Source organism: Streptomyces sp. NPDC059452, from assembly GCF_042750035.1.
In the GTDB taxonomy this organism is placed as follows: domain Bacteria; phylum Actinomycetota; class Actinomycetes; order Streptomycetales; family Streptomycetaceae; genus Streptomyces.
The window spans coordinates 604,048-625,426 of record NZ_JBHYVE010000001.1 but is presented as its reverse complement, the minus strand read 5'-3'; the positions used below and the strand labels follow the sequence as shown (position 1 = coordinate 625,426).

Annotated in this window: 19 protein-coding genes; 13 read left to right on the top strand and 6 right to left on the bottom strand. The window is 72.8% G+C overall.

Features of this window, described 5'->3' with window-relative positions; translation table 11 throughout:
- Positions 1-6: 6 nt before the first annotated feature.
- The 3 genes from ACFW9Z_RS02855 to ACFW9Z_RS02845 form a co-directional block, all read right to left on the bottom strand.
- On the bottom strand, positions 7-1,338 hold the full coding sequence (locus ACFW9Z_RS02855; protein WP_384633273.1) for an ABC transporter substrate-binding protein: 1,332 nt from the start codon (positions 1,336-1,338) through the stop codon (positions 7-9).
- 135 nt (positions 1,339-1,473) lie between these two features.
- Positions 1,474-2,697, bottom strand: coding sequence for an ROK family protein (locus tag ACFW9Z_RS02850; RefSeq protein ID WP_384633270.1), 1,224 nt, complete (start codon positions 2,695-2,697; stop codon positions 1,474-1,476).
- Positions 2,698-2,888: 191 nt separating this feature from the next.
- Entirely contained in the window at positions 2,889-3,953 is a 1,065-nt protein-coding gene (locus tag ACFW9Z_RS02845) for a mechanosensitive ion channel family protein (RefSeq protein ID WP_384633267.1), read from the bottom strand.
- 315 nt (positions 3,954-4,268) lie between these two features.
- On the opposite strand from ACFW9Z_RS02845, the gene ACFW9Z_RS02840 reads away from it, so the two are divergent.
- Positions 4,269-4,805 carry an HNH endonuclease gene (locus ACFW9Z_RS02840; RefSeq protein WP_031122726.1) on the top strand — a complete coding sequence of 179 codons (537 nt, stop codon included), beginning with the start codon at positions 4,269-4,271 and terminating at the stop codon, positions 4,803-4,805.
- Positions 4,806-4,907: 102 nt separating this feature from the next.
- Here the strand turns inward: ACFW9Z_RS02840 and ACFW9Z_RS02835 are convergent, their stop codons facing one another.
- A complete protein-coding gene (locus ACFW9Z_RS02835; RefSeq protein ID WP_384633264.1) occupies positions 4,908-7,907 on the bottom strand; it encodes a beta-N-acetylglucosaminidase domain-containing protein in 3,000 nt (999 codons plus the stop codon).
- A 348-nt stretch (positions 7,908-8,255) separates the two neighbouring features.
- On the opposite strand from ACFW9Z_RS02835, the gene ACFW9Z_RS02830 reads away from it, so the two are divergent.
- From ACFW9Z_RS02830 to ACFW9Z_RS02800, 7 genes are all read left to right on the top strand, one after another.
- A complete protein-coding gene (locus tag ACFW9Z_RS02830; RefSeq protein WP_384633261.1) occupies positions 8,256-8,567 on the top strand; it encodes a hypothetical protein in 312 nt (103 codons plus the stop codon).
- A complete protein-coding gene (gene malQ / locus ACFW9Z_RS02825) occupies positions 8,568-10,778 on the top strand; it encodes a 4-alpha-glucanotransferase (protein ID WP_384633258.1) in 2,211 nt (736 codons plus the stop codon).
- A 38-nt stretch (positions 10,779-10,816) separates the two neighbouring features.
- Entirely contained in the window at positions 10,817-11,029 is a 213-nt protein-coding gene (locus ACFW9Z_RS02820) for a hypothetical protein (RefSeq protein ID WP_384633388.1), read from the top strand.
- Positions 11,030-11,205: 176 nt separating this feature from the next.
- Positions 11,206-12,117: a LysR family transcriptional regulator gene (locus ACFW9Z_RS02815; RefSeq protein WP_384633255.1), complete on the top strand. Its 912-nt coding sequence runs from the start codon at positions 11,206-11,208 to the stop codon at positions 12,115-12,117.
- A 64-nt stretch (positions 12,118-12,181) separates the two neighbouring features.
- The gene (gene alc, locus ACFW9Z_RS02810; RefSeq protein WP_384633252.1) at positions 12,182-13,351 is read left to right on the top strand and encodes an allantoicase; all 1,170 of its coding nucleotides are present in this window, start codon (positions 12,182-12,184) and stop codon (positions 13,349-13,351) included.
- Between the two features lie 137 nt (positions 13,352-13,488).
- On the top strand, positions 13,489-14,001 hold the full coding sequence (locus tag ACFW9Z_RS02805) for an RNA polymerase sigma factor (RefSeq protein WP_384633249.1): 513 nt from the start codon (positions 13,489-13,491) through the stop codon (positions 13,999-14,001).
- Positions 13,992-14,639 carry a hypothetical protein gene (locus ACFW9Z_RS02800; protein ID WP_384633246.1) on the top strand — a complete coding sequence of 216 codons (648 nt, stop codon included), beginning with the start codon at positions 13,992-13,994 and terminating at the stop codon, positions 14,637-14,639. The genes ACFW9Z_RS02805 and ACFW9Z_RS02800 overlap by 10 nt, the downstream gene beginning before the upstream one ends.
- A gap of 189 nt (positions 14,640-14,828) precedes the next feature.
- Here the strand turns inward: ACFW9Z_RS02800 and pepN are convergent, their stop codons facing one another.
- Positions 14,829-17,405 carry an aminopeptidase N gene (pepN, locus tag ACFW9Z_RS02795; protein WP_384633243.1) on the bottom strand — a complete coding sequence of 859 codons (2,577 nt, stop codon included), beginning with the start codon at positions 17,403-17,405 and terminating at the stop codon, positions 14,829-14,831.
- 161 nt (positions 17,406-17,566) lie between these two features.
- Between pepN and ACFW9Z_RS02790 the strand changes: the two genes are divergently transcribed.
- The 3 genes from ACFW9Z_RS02790 to ACFW9Z_RS02780 are packed head-to-tail and all read left to right on the top strand — an operon-like array spanning position 17,567 to position 18,770.
- Positions 17,567-18,151, top strand: coding sequence for a DUF1203 domain-containing protein (locus ACFW9Z_RS02790; RefSeq protein WP_384633240.1), 585 nt, complete (start codon positions 17,567-17,569; stop codon positions 18,149-18,151).
- A 54-nt stretch (positions 18,152-18,205) separates the two neighbouring features.
- On the top strand, positions 18,206-18,436 hold the full coding sequence (locus ACFW9Z_RS02785; RefSeq protein WP_384633237.1) for a ribbon-helix-helix domain-containing protein: 231 nt from the start codon (positions 18,206-18,208) through the stop codon (positions 18,434-18,436).
- Complete coding sequence (locus ACFW9Z_RS02780; RefSeq protein ID WP_384633234.1) at positions 18,423-18,770, top strand: type II toxin-antitoxin system PemK/MazF family toxin; 348 nt, start codon at positions 18,423-18,425, stop codon at positions 18,768-18,770. Before ACFW9Z_RS02785 ends, ACFW9Z_RS02780 begins: the two co-directional genes overlap by 14 nt.
- A gap of 78 nt (positions 18,771-18,848) precedes the next feature.
- On the opposite strand, the gene ACFW9Z_RS02775 is transcribed toward ACFW9Z_RS02780, so the two are convergent.
- Positions 18,849-19,877 carry an aspartate-semialdehyde dehydrogenase gene (locus ACFW9Z_RS02775; protein WP_384633231.1) on the bottom strand — a complete coding sequence of 343 codons (1,029 nt, stop codon included), beginning with the start codon at positions 19,875-19,877 and terminating at the stop codon, positions 18,849-18,851.
- 165 nt (positions 19,878-20,042) lie between these two features.
- Here ACFW9Z_RS02775 and ACFW9Z_RS02770 point away from each other — a divergent pair, with 165 nt between their 5' ends.
- The gene (locus tag ACFW9Z_RS02770) at positions 20,043-20,570 is read left to right on the top strand and encodes an RNA polymerase sigma factor (protein ID WP_384633228.1); all 528 of its coding nucleotides are present in this window, start codon (positions 20,043-20,045) and stop codon (positions 20,568-20,570) included.
- A 2-nt stretch (positions 20,571-20,572) separates the two neighbouring features.
- Positions 20,573-21,331, top strand: coding sequence for a hypothetical protein (locus ACFW9Z_RS02765; protein WP_384633225.1), 759 nt, complete (start codon positions 20,573-20,575; stop codon positions 21,329-21,331).
- Positions 21,332-21,379: the final 48 nt, after the last annotated feature.

Genomic DNA, 21,379 nt, shown 5'->3' with positions numbered 1-21,379 from the left:
CGGGTGCTACTTGGCCTTGGCGATGTCGGTGTCGATCTGCTGCGCGGTCTTCTCCAGACCGGCCTGGAGGTCCTTCACCGCGCCCTTCTCGTACTGGTAGCCGAAGTCCTGGAGGGTCAGCTGGTACGTGGCGCCGTTGACGGCTCCGTCGGAGGTGCTGGACTCCGGGTGCTGGGCGATGTCCAGGAAGGTCCGGAAGCGCGGGTCGAACTTCAGATCGGGCGACTTCAGCGCCTCCAGGGTGGAGGGCACGTTGCGGATGCCGTTGGAGAAGGCGACGACCGCCTCGGTGTCGCTGGTCATGTACTTCACCAGCTCCCACGCGGCGTTCTGCTTCCTGCTGGCCGGGGCGATGCCCACGATGGTGCCGGAGAGGTAGCCCTTGCCGTAGCTGTCGGCCTCGTCGTCGGCGACGGGCATCGGGGCGACCCCGATCTCGAAGTCGGCCCCGGCGTCCTCGGCCATCCCCAGCCGCCACTCGCCGTCCAGCTGCATGGCCACCTGGCCGGTGTGGAAGGGGTGCTCGGCGCCCCACTCGTCACCGAAGGTGCCGCGGTACTTCTCCAGCTTGTCGTAGCCGCCCAGGTCGTCCACGAGCTTCTTCTGGAACGTGAACATCTTGGCGAACGCCGGGTCCTTGGCGATGTTGGACTTGCCGTTCTCGTCGAAGTACGCGTGCTTCCACGAGGGCATGTAGTGGCTGACGACGGTCTCGTAGCCGTGGAAGTTCGGCATGAAGCCGAGCTGCTGGTAGCTGTCGCCCTTCTCCACCGTCAGCTTCTTGGCCACGCTCGCCAGTTCGGACATCGTCTTCGGCGGCGCGGTGATCCCGGCCTTCTTGAAGGCGTCCTTGTTGTAGTAGAGGCCGTAGGCGTCCGTGAGCAGCGGCAGGGCGCACCGCTTCCCCTCGAACTGGGTGTAGTCGAGCAGGATCTGCGGGAACGTCTTCTCCAGGTCCAGCTTCGACTTCTCGATGAACGGCCCCAGATCGGCGAACGCGCCCGACGAGCAGAACTTGCCGACGTTGGCGGTGGTGAAGGAGGAGACGACGTCGGGCCCGTTCGAACCGCCCGCGCGCAGCGCCTGGTTGAGCTTGTCGTCGTTGATGTTGCCGGAGACGTTGACCTTGATGTTCGGGTGGGCCTTCTCGAACCGGGCGATGTTGTCCTTGATCGCCTTCACCTCGGCGGGCGAGCTCCAGCCGTGCCAGAAGTTGATGGTGGTCTTCGCCTTGGGGTCGTCGGTGGCCCCGGCCTCGCTCTGGCCGGTACACGCGGTGGCGAGCACCGAGATCGCGGCGACGGCGACAGCGGTGGTGGTGAGACGGTTTGTGCGCATGACAGAACTCCCAGGGACGGGGAAGAGACGCAGACGGCAGGGACGGGGCGGTGCGTGGTTCCGTGCGAGGCGGGGACGGCGTGGGGCGTGGTTCAGCGCGTGGCAGGGACGGTGTGGGGTGGCGCGGTGCGGGGTTCAGCGCGAGGTGTCGAACACTTCGTCGCGGGTGTCGGCCAGCGCCCTCTCCAGGGCGCCGCGCAGCACGGGGGTGCGGTCGATCTCGCCGACGACCAGCCGGGGCCGGGAGGCGGCGAGCTCGGCCAGCTCGGACTGGATGAGGGAGCGCAGGACCTCGCCGCCCGCCGCGACCGCCCCGCCGGAGAGCACGATCAGCCCGGGGTCCAGGACGGCGGTGACGGAGGCGAGGCCGGTGGCGAGCCGCTGGGCGTACTGGCGCAGCAGCTCGGTCAGCGCCTCGTCCCGCCCGTACGCTTCGGCCGCCCGCTCCAGCAGGGCGGCGGCGGCCTTGGCGTGGGGCTGCTGCGGGGTGTCGATGCCCAGCGACTTCGCGATCCGGGGCACCGCCTGGGCGCCTGCCAGCTCCTGGAAGCCGCCGCTGTTGGCCTTGACGACCTGGCGTACGAGAGGGGTGCCGGGCACCGGCAGGAAGCCGACCTCGCCCGCGCCGCCGGTGAAGCCGCGGTGCAGGCGCCCGTTGATGACGAGGGCGGCGCCGAGGCCCTCCTCGTTCCAGAGGAGTACGAAGTCCTCATGGCCCCGGGCCGCACCGAGGCGCTGCTCCGCCACGGCGACCAGGTTGACGTCGTTCTCGTACTCCACCGGCATCGGCAGGAACGCGGCCAGCTCGTCCAGGAGGGTGGGGGAGTGCCAGCCGGGCAGGTGCGAGGCGTACCGCAGCCGCCCGGTGCCCGGGTCGAAGGCGCCCGGGGTGCCGATGACGACCCGGTGGATGTCGGCGCGGGTGAGCCCGGCCTCCTTCGCCGCGCCGTCCAGCGCGTCGGCCACCTGGCGCACCACGCTGTCGGCGCGCCGCCCCGGTGTCGCGAGCTCGAACTGCCCGACGCTCGCCCCGGTCACGTCCGCGACGGCGGCGACGATCCGTCGGCTGTTCACATCGAGCCCGGCCACATGGGCGGCGCGCGCGTTCACCGTGTAGAGCTGCGCGTTGGGCCCGGGGCGCCCCTCGCTGGTCCCGGTGGCGACGACCAGACCGGCCGCCTCCAGCCGGGCCAGGAGCTGGGAGGCGGTGGGCTTGGAGAGGCCGGTCAGCTTGCCGATCCGGGTGCGGGAGAGGGGGCCGTGTTCCAGCAGCAGATCGAGGGCGGCCCGGTCGTTCATGGCCCGCAGCACCCGGGGGGTGCCCGGTGTGCCGGGAGTGCCCGGAGTGGTTCCCGCCATCGTGGATGCACCCACCTCTGTTAGGAAAGTTTCCTATTCTGTGAGGACCGTAGGACGTGGGCCACCGGACCGTCAATGGGGACCGCCCGTCCGGCAGTCAAAGTGTTACCTCGCACACGGACGCCCCCGCCTGTCTCCCGGGGTTCCGGGGCGGGCGGGGGCGTCCGTGTGCGAGGCCGTCTGCGGCGGGCCTACTTGCTCAGCCTGGTGGGCGGCGGTATCGGCGTCGCGGCCAGGGACTGCGGGGAGGTCGCCGAGGCGTACGCCGAGGGGGCGGCCACCGCGGCCGTCGGGTCCGCCGCGGACTCGGCCTCCGCCGAGGGCTCCGTGCCGATCATCCGGATGCCCGCCTCGTCCAGCGCCTGCTTGATGCGCCAGCGCAGCTCGCGCTCCACGCCCGTCGACTTGCCCGGCATCGTCTTCGCGGAGACCCGGACCGTCATGGAGTCCAGCAGGACCGCGTCCAGGCCGAGCACCTCCACCGGACCCCACAGCCGCTCCGACCAGGGCTCCTCCTTCGCCATCGCCTCGGCGCAGGTGGTGATCGCCTCGCGGACGTGCTCCAGGTTCTCCGTGGGGCGCACGGTCACATCGACCCCGGCGGTGGACCAGCCCTGGCTGAGGTTGCCTATCCGCTTCACCTCGCCGTTGCGGACGTACCAGATCTCGCCGTTGTCCCCGCGCAGCTTGGTGACCCGCAGCCCCACCTCGATGACCTCGCCGGAGGCCACCCCGGCGTCGATCGTGTCGCCGACCCCGTACTGGTCCTCCAGGATCATGAAGACGCCGGAGAGGAAGTCGGTGACCAGGTTCCGGGCGCCGAAACCGAGCGCCACACCCGCGACACCGGCCGAGGCGAGCAGGGGTGCCAGGTTGATCTTGAAGGCGCCCAGCACCATCAGCGCGGCCGTTCCCATGATCATGAACGAGGCCACCGACCGCAGCACCGAGCCGATCGCCTCCGAGCGCTGCCGTCTGCGCTCCGCGTTCACCAGCAGACCGCCCAGCGCCGTGCCCTCCACCGCCTGGGCGCTGCGGTTCATCCGGTCGATGAGGTTGGTCAGGGCGCGCCGGATCAGATAGCGCAGCGTGATCGCGACCGCCACGATCAGCATGATCCGCAGACCGGTGCTCAGCCAGGTGGACCAGTTCTCCTCGATCCACCCCGCGGCGTTCCCGGCCTGTTCGGCGGCTTCCTCCAGCGAGCCGACCGGCTCGGATGACGGGGTTGCGGCCAACAGGGCGGACAGGGACACGGTGGGGACCTCCAGAGGGACGACGGCTGACCGACAAGAGTAACGAAGCCGGGGGAGTGGATCGTTGCCGTCATCGGGAGAGAGACGGCTCTCACCGGGGACACGTGTGCTGTGGCCGATCGCACAGTGCGCACGGCCGCCCAGGTGGGACACCTCTCCGGGGCCCGGCGGGCGTCCGTCGCGCCGGAGGGTGAGAAAAATCCTCCCGGCCCGTTACCCGTACGTGGTGGCGCTTTGACCAGGCATGAGGAGAGACTGAGATCGGATCGTCCCGGCGCGAGCCACGCGCCGCCGGCGTACAAGGAGGCATCCACCGTGCCGCACGTCCTGGTTCTCAACGCGTCGTACGAGCCGCTCGGCGTCGTACCGCTCCGCCGCGCACTCGTCCTCGTTCTGGAGAACAAGGCGATCTGCCTGGAGGAGACCGGCGCCTTCCTGCACAGTGCCACCCGTGCCGTGCCCGCACCCAGTGTGGTCCGGCTCAAGCGGTTCGTACGGGTCCCCTACCGCGGCCCCGTCCCCCTGACGCGCCGGGCCCTCTTCGCCCGGGACGGGGGGCGCTGCATGTACTGCGGGGCCGCCGCGACCAGCGTCGACCACGTCATCCCGCGCAGCCGGGGCGGACAGCACGCGTGGGACAACGTGGTGGCCGCCTGCCGCCGCTGCAACCACGTCAAGGCCGACCGCCATCTGCCCGAGCTCGGCTGGCGGCTGCGCCATCAGCCCGCGCCGCCGACCGGCCTGGCCTGGCGGATCATCGGGACCGGACACCGCGACCCGCGCTGGCTGCCGTACTTGCAACCGTTCGGCGCGGACGACGTGATGGCCCGGATCGACGGCGTTTCCGCCTGAGACCGGGCCTTCGTCGTCCGCCCGTCTGCCCCCGCCCGCCTGCCCAGGGGCGGCTGTACGGCTTTGTCCGCGTCCGTCGGGGGCCCGTGGCGTGGGTACGGCTCAGTCCTCGGGAGGCGCCTCGACGACCGCGTACGCCTCCACCGACCAGAGCGAGTAGCCGTACTCGGTGGCCCGGGCATCGCCCTGCACCCGGATGAACCGGGTGTCCTTCGCGTCCATCCGCACCGACTCGCGCCCGCCCCGGCCCTCCTGGACGGTCGCGGCGGTGCGCCACGTGCGGCCGTCGGCGGAGACCTGTACGCGGTAGCGGGAGGCGTACGCGTCCTGCCAGGACAGCACCACCTGCCCCAGCCGCACCGGCTGGGCGAGCTCGGCCTGCCACCACGCGCCGTCCTCGGCCGGTGAGGACCACCGGGTCGCCGGGTCGCCGTCGGAGGCCGCCGCCGCGGGGAAGTCCGGGGTCTCGTCGGCGGAGGAGGAGACCACGGCCGTACGGGCCAGATCCGGGCCCCCAGTACGCGGGAAGGCCCGCACGGTCAGCGTGGACTCCTGGCCGCCGAAGGTCAGCGGAACCTCGTACTCACCCGCCGGGGTGTCCGCCGGAACGGTGATGTCCACGGGCACCGACGTACGCGATCCGCGCGGCACGGTCGTCTGCTTCGGGACCCGCACCTCGATGCCCTTGGGGGCCTTCGCGGTGAGCGCGCCCTTCACCTCGGCCGGACGCCGCCCGGCCAGCCGCGCCACGGCCCGCTGCGACTCGCCGCCGATCTCCGCGTCCGTCTCGCCGCGCGCCAGGTCGAGCGTGGCGGCGGGCTCGTCGCCGAACCACGGCACCAGGGCGCGCAGCCGGGGGGAGCCCACCAGGACCGTGGGGGCCGTCGGCAGGCTGGGGCTCAGATAGGAGGGGTGTACGTTCCGGGCGCCCTCGGGCACGGTGACCCGTACGGCGTCCGCGCGCAGCCCCTTCGCGGCGGTCTGGGTCCAGCCGGTCGGCGACAGCCGCCCCAGCGTCCGCCAGCCCTCGCCCGGCACATGGGCCTCGACGACCGCACCGGCCAGGGCCTGACCGGGCTCGGCGAGCGCCGTCACGGCCTCCACCGGGCGGGCCCGGTCGAGGCGGACCGTATAGCTGTGCGCGTCCCGGGTGACCCGGCCGCCCGCCCGGTCGATGCCGTTCCAGCCGTCGGCGGCCTTCTGGGCCCGGTCCAGGAAAGGGTCGAGCACGCCCTTGCCGACCGTCGCCCGGCCGACCGCGATCTCCTGCCGCAGCGGCTCCAGCGCCAACTGCGCCCGCCAGGCGGCCGCCCCGTCGCCGCCCGCCTGGGCCTGGAGCAGGTCCACGGCCAGCTCACCGGCGCGGCCGTAGCGGGCCAGCTGCTCGGTCCATGGGCGCACCTCGTCGGCGAGCCGCCCCTCGGCGGGCGTGGCGAGCCGCTCGGGCGTCTGCCGCATCACGGTGAAGGCCGCCCGCAGCTCGCGCGCCGCCCGGTCGCGGACCGGGGCGGCGGCCGCCCGGGACTTCCAGAACGCGGCGAACAGGGGCTGGAGATAGGCGGACTCCTGCGCGCCGAGCACCGAGTCCGCGCTGTTGCCCGCGAGCGCCCGCAGCGCGTCCCGGACCCGCGCGTCGCCGCCCGCGAGGTCGTCGATCGCCGCCTGCCAGGACTCGTCGGGGCGGTACCCCTTCGGGTTCCAGGCGAAGTCGGCGGCGGTGAAGAGCGGGATGCGCGAGGCGGACGCCTGCTCCATCGCGTTGGCCAGCAGCGCCGCCGAACCGCTCGCCACCGCCGGGTCCCGGCCGGTGTACGGGCCCAGGAAGATCCGGTCCTGGGCGTAGTCGTTGACCGGGTAGTTGTCCATCGTCACCAGCGGATGGCCGAACGCGGCGCGCGCCCCGGCCAGCTCGCCCCCGGTGATGGTCTTCGGTACGACCCCGACGCCGGTCCAGGCCACCTGCACCCGGTCGTCCAGCTCGGCGGCGAGCGCCGTGCGGTAGTCCGTCGCCCCGTCCTGGTAGAACTCCGTCGGCAGCACCGACAGCGGCGCCGCGCCCGGGTGGCGCTCCTCCAGGTGCCGGGCGACCGCACCGGCCACCCGGGCCTGCGCACGCGCCGCCGCCTTGGGGCCGTTGCCGAACGTCTCGGCGTCCAGGTCGCAGTGCCACTCGCTGTAGCTGACGTCCTGGAACTGGAGCTGGAAGACCCGCACCCCCAGCGCCCACATCCCGTCGATCTTCTTCGTCAGCGCCCGGACGTCCTGGTCGGAGGCCATGCACATGGCCTGGCCCGGAGAGACGGCCCAGCCCAGCGTCACATGCTCGGCACGCGCCTTCTCCGCGAGCGCCCGGAAGTCGGCACGCTTCTCGGCCGGGTACGGCTCGCGCCAGCGGGCCAGCCGGTAGGGGTCGTCGCCCGCCGCGTAGAGGTACCGGTTCTGCTTGGTGCGCCCCATGAAGGCGAGCTGCGAAAGCCGCTCCTCCTGGGTCCAGGGCTGTCCGTAGAACCCCTCGGCCATGCCGCGTACGGCCGTGCCCGGCCAGTCCCGCACCACGACCCCGGCCACGGACCCGTCGCGCACCAACTGCCGCAGGGTCTGGACCGCATGGAACAGGCCGTCCTCGCCGAGCCCGTCCAGGGCCACGGTGGCGCGCCCGGCGACCTCGCCCGAGGCGATCCGGTAGCCGCCCGTGGGCAGGTCGGCGCGGTCGGGGGCGCGCAGCGCCCGCAGCGCCTCCCCGGCGCCCGGACCGCCGATGCGGACCAGCGGCCCGCGCCCCGGCAGGCTCTCGTGGACGGTGGCGACCCCGGCCACGCGCAGCAGGGAGCGGAGCTCCGCCACGGCGTACGGATCGGCGTCGGGCGAGGCGACGACGGTGGCTTCGGTACCGAGGGGCAGGGCGGGCCCGGTGCCCTTGATGCTCTGGGGCCGGGGCCACACGGAGGGCACCTGCGCGCCCGCGGCGCGGTCGGGCGAGGTGGCGGGGGGTTTCCCGGGGTCCGCGGGGGCGGCGGTCGCGGCCGGCACGAGGGGGCCCAGCAGCCCACCGATCACGGCTACGGCCACGGCCGTGGCCTGCTTTCTGCGCCCGAACCGCACGTCGCGCTCCCTGGGAAGGACCTGGTGGGGTCCGAGCCCACCACCCGGGCGCGAGGGTGTCAATGCGCGTGGCTGTTCTGCCGGATTTGCCGGGAATAGTGACACCTTCGCGCTTGGTGGGGCTGGTGTGGCCGACGGGACTGGCTGAAAACGGCCCATACCTGCCGCACGGGGGAACGGAATGTGACCTACGGCACGTTGGGCTCGTTGTCCGAAGGTGTACGCCGTCATTCCGAAGGCGTACGCCCGTCATGACGCCATGTGTGACGGGTGGGTCACGTCCAGGTCTGCGCATGCGAGGTCTGGGTAGGTCCTCAGGGTCCTGTTCTCCATGGCCAGGAGGCCACCATGCCCGCAGCCGCGCAGCTCCTGCTCTCCGCCCTCTCCAAACAGGTACCCGCCCAAGCCGATCCCGCACCTCTGACCAGCGCACTTCCCCTTGCCGATGTCGCCCACCTGATCAGCGGGCCGCCGCTCGCCGATGTCTCCCTCCTGCTCGGTGAATCCTCCTTCGCCGACGCCGCACCGCTGACCAGCGAGCCCCCGCTCGCCGACGCCACCCCGCTCACGAGCGAGCCTCCGCTCGCCGCCGTCGCCCCTCTGACCAGCGAGCCGACCGCACCCGGCACCGCAGGGGGCATGGAGTTCCCAGGAGTCTGAATGGGCTTGTCCCGGCTCGCCGCACTGCACGGTGTCGCCACCTCCTACTCCCCGTCCCCGGATGTCACGGTGTCCGTCCCCGACGACACGGTCATCGCCGTGCTCGCCGCGCTGGGCGTGGACGCCGGCACCCCGGAGGACGTACGGAGGTCACTCGTCGCCGCGGAGTCCCGCTCGCGCCTGCTGCCGCCGACCGTGGTGGTCTGGGCCGGTGAGCCGCTGCCGCCCGCGCTGACCGGACTGCTGCCCGGCTCGACCGTCACGGTCGAGCCGGAGCCGGCGGCCGGTGGGCCCCCGGCGCCCGCCACTTCGTGGAGGGTGCCGGAGGGGGCCTTGTCCGGGACGCTGCCGGAGGCCGTCCTGTCCGGGGAGGCCGGGGAGGTCACGGCCGGGGCTGGGGAAGTCACGGACGCGACCGGCCGCCCGCCCGCCACCCCCGCCGGGTGGACCGAGCCCCCCTACGGTGTCCACCGCCTCCACGTCCGTACGCCCGGCCACCAGGAGGCCACCGCCACCCTGGTCGTCGCCCCGGCCCGGGTCCCGCAGCCGCCCGAGCGCACCCACGGCTTCCTGGTCCAGCTCTACTCCCTGCTCTCCGCCCGCTCCTGGGGCATGGGCGACCTCGGCGACCTGGCCGATCTCGCCGCCTGGGCCGGGCGCACCCTCGGCTCCGGGTTCGTCCAGGTCAACCCGCTGCACGCGGCCTTCCCCGGCCGCCCCACCGACCCGTCCCCGTACCGCCCCTCCTCGCGCCGCTTCCCCGACCCCGTACATCTGCACGTCGAGTCGATCCCGGAGTACGGGCAGGTCCGCGACCGCGCCGTCCTGGACGACCTCCGGCAGGACGCCGCCGCCCTCAGCGAGGCCGTGCTCAACAAGGGCGCGCTGATCGACCGGGACGCCGTCTGGGAGCTGAAGCGGCAGGCACTGGAGCTGATCGTCGGGGTGGAGCTCACCCCCGGCCGTCGCGCCGCCTACTGCGACTTCCTCGCCGAGCAGGGCCAGGCACTGGAGGACCACGCCCTGTGGTGCGCGCTCGCGGAGGTGCACGGGCCCGACTGGCACGGCTGGCCCGAGCCCCTGCGCGACCCCCGCTCCCCGGGCACCGCCCGCGCCCGCTCCGCGCTGCTGGACCGGGTCGACTTCCACTGCCGCCTCGCCTGGCTGACCGCCACCCAGCTCGCCGACGCCCAGCGGGCCGCCGAGGACGCCGGGATGGAGATCGGGATCGTCCACGACCTGGCCGTCGGCGTGCACCCGGCGGGCGCCGACACCTGGGCCCAGCAGGACGCCTTCGCCCACGGCATGTCCGTCGGCGCGCCCCCGGACGCCTTCAACGCGCGCGGCCAGGACTGGGGGCTGCCGCCCTGGCGCCCCGACACCCTCGCCGCCACCGGTCACGCCGCCTTCCGGGGCCTGCTGCGCGGTCTGCTGGCCCGCGCGGGCGCCCTGCGCATCGACCACGTCATGGGCCTCTTCCGGCTCTGGTGGGTGCCCGAGGGGAGCCCGCCCACCGACGGCACCTATGTCGCGTACGACGCCGAGGCGATGCTCGCCGTCCTCGTCCTGGAAGCCCACCGGGCCGGTGCCGTGGTCGTCGGCGAGGACCTCGGCACCGTCGAGCCCGGCGTCCGCGAGGCGCTCGCCCGGCGCGGGGTGCTCGGCACCTCCGTGCTCTGGTTCGAGCGCGACTGGGACGGCACCGGCCGCCCGCTGGCCCCCGAGCGGTGGCGGCGCGACTGCCTGGCCACCGCCACCACCCACGACCTGCCCTCCACCGCCGCCCGGCTGACCGGCGACCATGTGACGCTCCGCCACCGCCTCGGCCTGCTCACCCGCCCGCTGGAGCAGGAGCTCACCGAGGACGTCACCTCCACCGCCGAGTGGCTGGCCCTCCTGGCCCGGCTGCGGATGCTCCCCGAGGGCGACGGCAACGAGGAGGCGGCCGTCCGTGCCGTCCACCGCTTCCTGAGAGCCACCCCCGCCCGGATGGTCGGCGTCTGGCTCCCCGACACCGTGGGCGACCGCCGCCCGCAGAACCTCCCCGGCACCTGGGACCAGTACCCCAACTGGCGGCTGCCCATCGCCGACCCCGAGGGCCACCCCGTCACCCTGGAGGAGATCGCCGCCTCGCCCCGGCTGCACGCCCTGATGGAGGTCCTGCGCCCCGGAAGAGCCCGTACGGCACCCCCGGGCGAGCGTCGCGCCTAGGCGTTCGCTACGTTGGCACCGTGGACAAGAAGAACGCTATGCGCGCCGGCGTCGTTGCGGCCGGGACGACGCTGATGATGATGCTCATGTCGGCCCCGGCACTCGCGCTGGTCCGGGACGACGGTGACGACCCGGGCCCGGGCCTGAGTGCGATGGAGACCATCGGTCTCTACGTCATCGCGCCCATTGCCCTGTTCCTGGCGATCACGGCCCTGGTCATGGTCCTGGACAAGTCCAAGAAGCAGGTCTGACCCGTACGCAGGTCCGATCCGCACACGTACGCAGGTCTGACCCGTACCCGTACGCAGGTCCGATCCGCACACGTACGAAGGGTGCGCCGCCGGTAGCAGCTACCGCGCGGCGCATCAGCGTGTCCGGCGCCGGACGGGGGCGGTCCCGCCCTGTGGGTCCCGGGTAGGTTGCGGCCATGACCGAGTGGGACGTCAAGAAGCTCCGCATCCTGCGCACCCTGCGCGACCACGGCACGGTGACGGCGACCGCCGAGGCGCTCCTGATGACCCCCTCCGCCGTCTCCCAGCAGCTCACCAACCTGGCCAAACAGCTCGGCGTCGAACTCCTGGAGCCGCAGGGCCGCCGGGTCCGCCTCACCGACGCCGCCCACCTCGTCCTGCGCCACGCCGAGGCGGTCTTCGCCCAGCTGGAGCGGGCGGACGCCGAACTCACCGGCTATCTGCGCGGCGAGGCGGGCGAGGTCAGGGTGGGCGCCTTCTCCACCGCCGTGCCCGCCCTCGTCGTCCCCGCCGTGCGGCTGCTGCGCGCCGAGGGCTGCCCGGGACCGGACGTACGCGTACGGGAGGCCGAGGCGGCCCAGGCGTACGAGCTGCTCACCGCGGGCGAGGTGGACCTGGCCCTGTCGCTGGCCGCCCACGCCCCGACCGCCCGCGACCCCCGCTTCACCCTCTTCCCGCTGCTCGCCGACCCGCTGGACGTGGCGCTCCCGGCCGCCCACCCGCTGGCCGGAGCGCCCGCGCTGCGCCTCGCCGACCTGGCCGCCGACCGCTGGATCTTCGGCGGCTCCGGTCCCTGGTCCGAGATCACCACGGCCGCCTGCGAGGCGGCGGGCTTCGTCCCCGAGCAGGCCCACAGCGCCGCCGGATGGACCGCGATCCTCGCCCTGGTCGAGGCGGGCATGGGCATCGCGCTCGTGCCCCGGATGGCCTCCCGGGAGCAGCGCCGCGAGGGCGTGGTGATGCGGGTCCTGGAGGCGGACCAGCCGCGCCGCCATGTGGTGGCGGCGGTCCGCCACGGGGCGGAGACGGGCCCGGCGGTGGCCCGGGTGCTGTCGGCACTCACGCGCGCCGCGCGATCATTCAGCTGAGCTGAACGATATCTGCGAAAACTTTCGATGGACCTGATGGGTCCGGTGGCGCGAAGGTAAGGACATGACCTTCGACGCGAACGAGACCACATGGCAGAACCCCGCATCCCAGAACCCCGACGCCGACCCCCACGCCAATGACGCCGCGCCCTACGGCGGCGGCGACCCCTACGCCGACTACCGCGAGGCCGGTGACCTCCCCTTCACCGAGCTGGTCGACCTCGCCGACCGCCGCCTCGGCGCGGGCGTGATCGCCGCCAACGACGAGTTCTTCGCCGAGCGCGAGAACCTCCTGATCCGCGAGCGGGCCGTCTTCGACCCCGAGCACTTCGGCCACAAGGGCAAGATCATGGACGGCTGGGAGACCCGCCGCCGCCGTGGCGCGGACGCCGGCCACCCCTTCCCGGCCCCCGAGGACCACGACTGGGCGATCGTCCGCCTCGGCGCCCCCGGTATCGTGCGCGGCCTGGTCGTGGACACCGCGCACTTCCGGGGCAACTACCCCCAGCGCGTATCGGTGCAGGCCACCGCCGTGGAAGGCGCCCCGGGCCCCGAGGAGCTGCTCGCCGACGAGGTGAAGTGGGAGGAGATCCTTCCGCCCACCCCCGTACGCGGCCACGCGGCCAACGCCTTCGAGATCACGAGCGGCCGCCGCTACACCCACCTGCGCCTGTGCCAGCACCCCGACGGGGGCATAGCCCGCCTCCGCGTGCACGGCGAGGTCGTCCCGGACCCGGTCTGGATCGCCGCGCTCGGCACGGTCGACCTGATCTCGGTGCTCAACGGCGGTACGTACGAGGACGCCTCCGACCGCTTCTACTCCTCGCCCACCCAGATCATCCTGCCCGGCACCTCCCGCAAGATGGACGACGGCTGGGAGAACCGCCGCCGCCGGGTCCGCGACACCAACGACTGGGTCCGCTTCCGCCTCCCCGCCCAGGGCGCGGTCCGCGCGGTCGAGATCGACACCGCCTACCTCAAGGGCAACTCCGCGGGCTGGATCGCCCTCCAGGGCCGCAACGGCGACACCGGCGAGTGGTTCGAGATCATCCCGCGCACCCGCCTCCAGCCCGACACCCTCCACCGCTTCGTGCTCCGCGCGCAGGCCGTCGTCACCCACGTCCGCCTGGACGCCTTCCCCGACGGCGGGGTGGCCCGGATGCGGCTGCACGGCGGCTTCACGGAGTCCGGCACGGCCGCGCTCACCCGCCGCTACGAGGAGTCGGGCACGTAACCCCGTAACTCTCCGGTCGGCACCCCCAGTTCCCGCCCGGCGGACGGCTGCGCTCCTGCGCCCGTCCGCCGGGCGGTCTCCATGGAAAACTCCCTTCGGTCGGTAAGGATGCGCCGGGTCCACGACATACAAAGGGTGTGGAGACCTTGAAGAACGGGCGCGACCGCGCGGCACGGTTCACCGCCCTGTACACCCGCAACCATCCGCGCGTCGCCGCCTTCGTCCTCCGGCGGTCGGGGGACACGACCGCCGCCGAGGAGCTGACCGCTGAGGTCTTCCGTACGGCCTGGGAGCGCATGGTCGGCGGCCAGGAGGTGGGGACCGGCTGGCTGTTCGTCACCGCCCGGAACCTGCTGAGCAACCACTACCGTTCGCAGGCGCGCCTGGCCGAGCTGCACCGGCACATAGCCGAAGGGCTGGACCGTGCGCCGGCGTCCGGCCGGGACAGTGCCGTGCTGGCCGCGCTCGACCGGTTGCCGTCCCACCACCGTGAAGTGCTGTTGCTGAGCTATTGGGACGGGCTCAGCGCCGCGGAGGCCGGGGAGGTCCTGGGCTGCGGGGTGTCGGCGGTATGGGTCCGGATGCACCGGGCCCGCAAGGCGTTCCGTGACGTTTGCGATCTTCCTCAGGAGCCGGTCCGATGCGCGTGAAGAAGCTGATCAGGAACGCCGATCCCGTACCGGCCCCGGCGGCCGGGGGCCTGTCGGCGCGGGCCGCCGAGGAACTCGCCCTGCTGGTGGGGCCCGAGGCCGGGCCTCCACCCGCAGCGGCCCGCCGCCCGCGCGCCCGGGCCTTCCTGACCGCCGCGCTCGCCTGCGTGGCCGCCGCTGTCATCGGGGGCGTGGCCTTCCTCCTGGCAGCGGTGGACGGTGCGGATCCGGGCGGTGTGATGGCCGACGAGGCCTACTACGCCACCACCGCCGAACTGGAGGGGGCGGCGGACGTGATCGTACGGGCGAGGCTCGGCGCCGGGCGGGAGGAGACCGGCGACGGCTCCACCGGCACGGTCGCGACGGCCGAGGTGGTGGCCACGGCCAAGGGCGAGTTCACGGGCGACGCGCTCACGGTGGCGTACGCGCCGAACGGTTCGGGGCCCGAGACCGCCGGACTCACGGCGGGCCGGGAGTACGTCTTCCTGCTCGACCGGGGCGACGACGGCCACTACTACCTGGTGAACACCACACAGGGCTGGTACGGCGTCGAGAACGGCCGGAAGGCGGTAGCGGGGGACGACAACGACGTGGCGCTCAGCCCCCGGGTCGCGCGGGAGCTCCGCATCACGCAGTGAACGGAGCCCGTCAGCAGACCCGCGCGCGGGCGTACGCCGACGACACCCGCGCGGGCGCGCGCCGACGGAGACGAACGCGCGCGCTGACGGAGACCGAACGCGCGCGGGCGTACGCCGGACGAGCCGCGGGCGTACGCCGAAGGGGCGCCCCCTCCGCCGTAGCGAAGAGAGCGCCCCCCAAGTGGTGCGTTACGCGGTGGCCGCCGCCGCGTCCGCCGCCTGGGCCTTCAGCGCGCGCTCCACGCCCGACCGGGACTCCGACATCAGCCGGCGCAGGGCCGCGCTCGGCTCCGCCGAGGCCAGCCACGCGTCCGTGGCGTCCAGCGTCTCCTGGGAGACCTGGAGCGCCGGGTAAAGGCCCACGATGATCTGCTGGGCCATCTCGTGGCTGCGCGAGTCCGAGACCTCCTTCACCGAGGCGAAGTACTTCTCCGTGTACGGGGCCAGCAGCTCGCGCTGATCCGACTGGACGAAGCCGCTGATGACCGCCTCCTGGAGCGAGTTGGGCAGCTCGCCCGACTCCACGACCGAGGCCCACGCCTGGGCCTTGGCCTCCTCCGAGGGCTGCGAGGCCCGCGCGGTGGCCGCGTGGCGCTCGCCCGCCGCCGTCCTGTCGCGCTCGTACTCGGCGGTGATCTCCTCCTCGTCGAGCAGGCCGACGGCCGCCAGCCGCTGCACGAACGACCAGCGCAGCTCGGTGTCGACGGTCAGGCCCTCGATGGACTCCGTACCGTCCAGCAGCGACTGGAGGAGGTCCAGCTGCTGCGGGTTGCGGGCCGTCGCCGCGAAGGCACGGGCCCAGGCCAGCTGGTGGTCGCTGCCCGGCTCCGCCGCCCGCAGGTGCGCCAGCGTCGCGTCCGTCCACTGGTTGAGCGCGGCCTCACGGGTCTCCGGGGCCGCGTACAGGTCCAGGGCCAGCTTCACCTGACGGTGCAGCGACTGGACGACACCGATGTCCGACTCCTTGCCGATGCCGGAGAGCACCAGCGCGAGGTAGTCCCGGGTGGCCAGCTCGCCGTCGCGCGTCATGTCCCAGGCCGAGGCCCAGCACAGGGCGCGCGGCAGCGACTCGGTGAAGTCGCCCAGGTGCTCGGTGACGACCCGCAGCGACTCCTCGTCGAGGCGGACCTTTGCGTACGACAGGTCGTCGTCGTTGAGGAGGATGACGGCCGGGCGGGCCCTGCCCTCCGGGAACGGCACGGTGGTGCGCTCGCCGTCGACGTCCAGCTCGATCCGGTCCGTACGGACGAGCTTGCCGTCCTCGTTCAGGTCGTACGCGCCGATGGCGATCCGGTGCGGGCGGAGCGTCGGCTCGCCCTTGGCTCCGGCGGGCAGCGCCGGGGCCTCCTGGAGGACGGTGAAGGAGGTGACGCGGCCCTCGGCGTCGGTCTCGATCTCCGGGCGCAGGATGTTGATCCCGGCCGTCTCCAGCCATGCCTTCGACCAGGTCTTCAGGTCACGGCCGGAGGTCTTCTCCAGCGCGCCCAGCAGGTCGGAGAGGCGGGTGTTGCCGAAGGCGTGCGCCTTGAAGTACGCCTGCACGCCCTGGAAGAACGCGTCCTTGCCGACGTACGCCACGAGCTGCTTGAGCACGGATGCGCCCTTGGCGTACGTGATCCCGTCGAAGTTGACGAGGACGTCCTCCAGGTCCTGGATGTCCGCCATGATCGGGTGCGTGGAGGGCAGCTGGTCCTGGCGGTAGGCCCAGGTCTTCATGGAGTTGGCGAACGTGGTCCAGGAGTGCGGCCACTTCGAGCCCTCGGCGTCCGCCTGGCAGGCGATCGAGGTGTAGGTGGCGAACGACTCGTTGAGCCAGAGGTCGTTCCACCACTCCATCGTGACGAGGTCGCCGAACCACATGTGGGCCAGCTCGTGCAGGATCGTCTCGGCCCGCACCTCGTACGCCGCGTCCGTCACCTTGGAGCGGAAGACGTACTGGTCGCGGATGGTGACCGCGCCCGCGTTCTCCATCGCGCCCGCGTTGAACTCCGGGACGAAGAGCTGGTCGTACTTGGCGAACGGGTACGCGTAGTCGAACTTCTCCTGGAACCACGTGAAGCCCTGCCGGGTGACGGCGAAGATGTCCTCCGCGTCCAGGTACTCCGCGAGCGAGGGACGGCAGTAGATGCCGAGCGGGACGGACTGGCCGTCCTTCTCGTAGCTGCTGTGCACCGAGTGGTACGGGCCGACGATGAGCGCCGTGATGTACGTGGAGATGCGCGGCGTCGGCTCGAAGGTCCAGACGTCGTCCTCGGGCTTCGGCGTCGGCGAGTTCGAGATGACCGTCCAGCCGGAAGGGGCCTTCACGGTGAACTGGAACGTGGCCTTCAGGTCCGGCTGCTCGAAGGACGCGAACACGCGGCGGGCGTCCGGCACCTCGAACTGGGTGTACAGGTAGGCCTGCTCGTCGACCGGGTCGACGAACCGGTGCAGCCCTTCACCGGTGTTGGTGTACGCGCAGTCGGCGACGACCTTCAGCTCGTTGGCGCCCTCGCTCAGCTGCGGCAGCGCGATCCGCGAGTCGCGGAACACGGCGGCGACGTCCAGCGCCTCGCCGTTGAGCACGACCTCGTGGACGGCCGGGGCGACCAGGTCGATGAAGGTCTCCGCGCCGGCCTCCGCGGAGTCGAAGCGCACGGTGGTCACGGACCGGTAGGTGCCGCCCTCCTGCGCTCCGGAGAGGTCGAGATCGATCTCGTACGCGTCCACGGTCAGCAGGCGCGCCCGCTCCTGTGCCTCTTCGCGGGTCAGATTCGTGCCAGGCACGCGGTCATCTCCTTGGTGTGCTACTTGTATGCGGCGGTTTTGCCCATCCTTCCATGGGTGACGCGCATAGAGGATGCCCGGCGGACCATCCCGTCCGTGGACCCCAGCGCGATGTCCGATTTCCGCCGGACTCGGGCGCCGGGCCGGAGCAGGCTCGAACCATGACTGGAACCACGCCCCGAACTACTACCGGGACCACGCCCCGAAGCACCACTGGGACCACGCCCCGAAGCACCACTGGCGCCACGACCCGATACGAACCCCGCCCCATCGCCCCCGCCGCCCTCGCCGGACTCCGCGTCACCGACGACGCGGGCCGCCCCTGTGCCCCGTACACCGATACGGAGGGCGGCGCCCCGCTCCGCTGCTGTCTGCGCGGCAGCGAGCCGGGGGAGCGCATCGCGCTGGTCTCCTACGCCCCGCTGCGCCTCTGGGCGGCCGGGACCGGGGCGACCCCGGGGGCGTACGACGAGCAGGGGCCCGTCTTCATCCACGCCGAGGAGTGCGCGGGCCCGGACCCGGCGCGCCCGGGCTACCCGTTCACGCGCCCCGGCGCCCTGCGTACGCTCCGCCGCTACGACGCGCGCGGGCACATCGCGGGCGGCCGGCTCCTGGAGATCCCGGCCGAGGCGGAGAAGGGGTTCGACGCGGCCTTCGACGAGGCGTTCGCGGACCCGGAGGTGGTGCTGGTGCACGTACGGGCGGTGGAGTACGGGTGCCTCCACTTCGAGGTGCGGAGGCCCTGAGGATCCCGCCGTCCGCGGTGGCAATCGGGTGCCACCCTGGGTAGCATCAAGGGTATGAAGATTAGTGTGAGCCTGCCGCAGGAGGATGTCGCCTTCGTCGACGAATATGCCGCGAGGACCGACGCGGATTCCCGGTCCGCGGTGATACACGCCGCTATCGAGCTGTTGCGCGCCTCGAACCTTGAAGCCGACTACGCGGAGGCTTTCGCGGAATGGGACAAGAGCGAGGACGCCGAGTTCTGGGACCGGGCCTCGGGCGACGGGCTCACCGATGCGGCGCGGTGACATCTACCTGATCGACTTCGAGCCGGTCCGGGGCAACGAGGCGAACAAGGCCCGCCCGGCGCTGATCGTGTCGAACGACGGGGCCAACGCCACCGTGGAGCGGACGGAGCGCGGTGTCCTCACAGTCGTGCCCATCACCTCCAACACGGCACGCGTCTTCCCCTTCCAGGTCCTCCTGCCGGCGGCCGAGTGCCACCTCTCGGTGGACAGCAAGGCCCAGTGCGAGCAGGTGCGCGCCGTCTCGCCGCAGCGGCTGAAGCACCGCATCGGCAAGGTCCCCCGGCAGCGCATGGCCGAGATCGATACGGCGCTGCGCCGCCACCTCGCCCTCTGACGGGCATGCGGAGGGGCGGCCACCGGTGTGCTCCGGTGGCCGCCCCTTCCGTACGCGTACGCGAGTGCGCGCCGCGGGTCAGCCCTTCAGCTCGGCCGCCACCAGCTCCGCGATCTGCACGGCGTTGAGCGCCGCGCCCTTGCGGAGGTTGTCGTTGGAGACGAAGAGCGCGAGGCCGTTGTCCACGGTCTCGTCGACCCGGATGCGGCCCACGAAGGAGGCGTCCCTGCCCGCAGCCTGGAGCGGGGTCGGGATCTCCGAGAGCTCGACGCCCGCGGCGTCCTTCAGCAGCTCGTAGGCGCGCTCGACACCGATCGGGCGGGCGAAGCGGGCGTTGATCTGGAGCGAGTGGCCGGAGAAGACCGGGACCCGGACACAGGTGCCGGAGACCTTCAGCTCCGGGATGTCCAGGATCTTGCGGGACTCGTTGCGGAGCTTCTGCTCCTCGTCCGTCTCGAACGAACCGTCGTCCACGATCGAGCCCGCCAGCGGCAGCACGTTGAAGGCGATCGGACGCTTGTAGACGCCCGGCTCGGGGAAGTCCACGGCCTCGCCGTCGTGGACCAGCTTCTCGGCGTCGGCGACCACCTTGGACGCCTGGCCGTGCAGCTCGGAGACCCCGGCGAGACCGGAGCCGGAGACGGCCTGGTAGGTCGCGACGGTCAGCGCTTCGAGACCGGCCTCGTCGTGCAGCGGGCGCAGCACGGGCATGGCGGCCATCGTGGTGCAGTTCGGGTTGGCGATGATCCCCTTGGGCCGGACGCGGGCCGCGAGCGGGTTGACCTCGGAGACGACGAGGGGGACCTCGGGGTCCTTGCGCCAGGCGGAGGAGTTGTCGATCACCACGGGGCCCTGGGCGGCGACCTTCTCGGCCAGCGCCTTCGAGGTCGCGCCACCGGCGGAGAACAGCACGATGTCCAGCCCGGTGTAGTCGGCCGTGGAGGCGTCCTCGACGGTGACGGCCCGGCCCTTCCAGTCGATCGTGGAGCCCGCGGACCGGGCGGAGGCGAACAGCCGCAGCTCGTCGACCGGGAAGTCCCGCTCGGCCAGGATCTTGAGCATGACTGTGCCGACCTGACCGGTGGCGCCGACGATTCCGACCTTCACTGGGACTCCTCTGTTCGTGTGCGCGGCCCGTTTGCCGCTCCATGATGCGTATGTCCGGGCCCGCCTTGTCCAATCCATTGTCCGACCTGCGGACTTCCACGGACGGGGCCGAACGTTTCGTCGTCCCCGGGCGTCGGAGGGGAAACATCTTCGGGGGAGGCAGCCGTGCCGGTGAGGAGAGAACGGGGCCCGGGCGATCCGCTCGGCCCCGCCCAGGTGGACCGGGTCCGGGCCGTCCTGTCCCTGGGCGGGGTCCCGTACGCGGACCTCCAGGACGGGGTGCAGCAGATACGGCTGCGCCTGCTGGAGCGCGCCGCGCGGGGCCAGGAGCCACCGGGCGACCTGGGCGCATGGTCGGCCGTGGTCGCCTCGAACCTGGCCGCCGACTGGCACCGGGGGCGGGGCCGCCGGGAGCGGGTGGCGGCCCGCCTCGCCGCTCTGGACCCGCCCGGCGGGGCCACGGAGGGCGGCCAGGAGGCGCGGCTGCTGGCCCTCGCGGTCGCTGCCGGGCTCGACGCACTGCCGGGCCCGCAGCGCCAGGCCCTGGTGCTGCGGTTCTACGCGGACCTCTCGGTCCCGCAGATCGCCTCCGAGCTGGGGATTCCGCAGGGCACGGTCAAGAGCCGGCTGTACGCGGCGGCGCGCACGATGCGGGAGCGGCTGGCACCGCTGCACGCGGACGGGGTGGTGTGACGATGAACACGGACGATGAGTACGGAGACGGCCGGGACTTCGCGGACAACGGTCGGAACTTCGCGGACAACGGCCGGGACTTCGCGGACAGCCGCGAGCCGGACGCGCTCATGGCCGTACTGCTCGGGGAGCCCGCCCCGGAGGGCGACGGTCCGGCCGCACGCCGTCATGAGGAGGCCCGGCAGGACATGGAGGTGCTCGGCGCACAGCTCCGGCTGATCGGTGACCGGCTGGGGGCGTCGGCCCCGGGGACGTACGAGAGCGCCGCGACGGCTCCCCGTGTTCGCCTCCTGAGCCTCCCGCGCCGGGGAAGGCCCCGGGGGCGGACCCTCGCGCTCGCCGCCTGCGCCCTGGTGGTCACCGCGCTCGCCGGGGCCGGTCTCCTCCGGGCGATCGCGACCTCCGCCGAGGAGGAGGGCTATGCGGCCAAGCTCTCCGAGGACGGCATCGTGGCGTGCGCGCGCCTCGTGGTGGACGGCACGGTGCTCCGTACCGAGCGCGTCGCGCAAGGGGTGCGGGTGGTGCTGGACGTCGAGCGCTCCCTGAAACCGGAGCGGGCACCCGCGCGGGCCGCCTTCCTGGTGCCGGGCGAGGAGGCGGACCTCTACCGGCCCGGGACCCCGGTGACCGTCGTGGTCTCCCGCTTCCCGGACGAGCCGGTCACGGCGTACACGCGGGACGGCGAACGCGCGGACGCCTGGGACCGGCTCTCGGCCGCGCTGCCGGCCTCGCGGGGGCTGGAGTGCCCGGGGCGGGGGTGACCGGGGACGTACGCCGGGGCGGGGCTGACCGGGAACGTACGGCGGGGC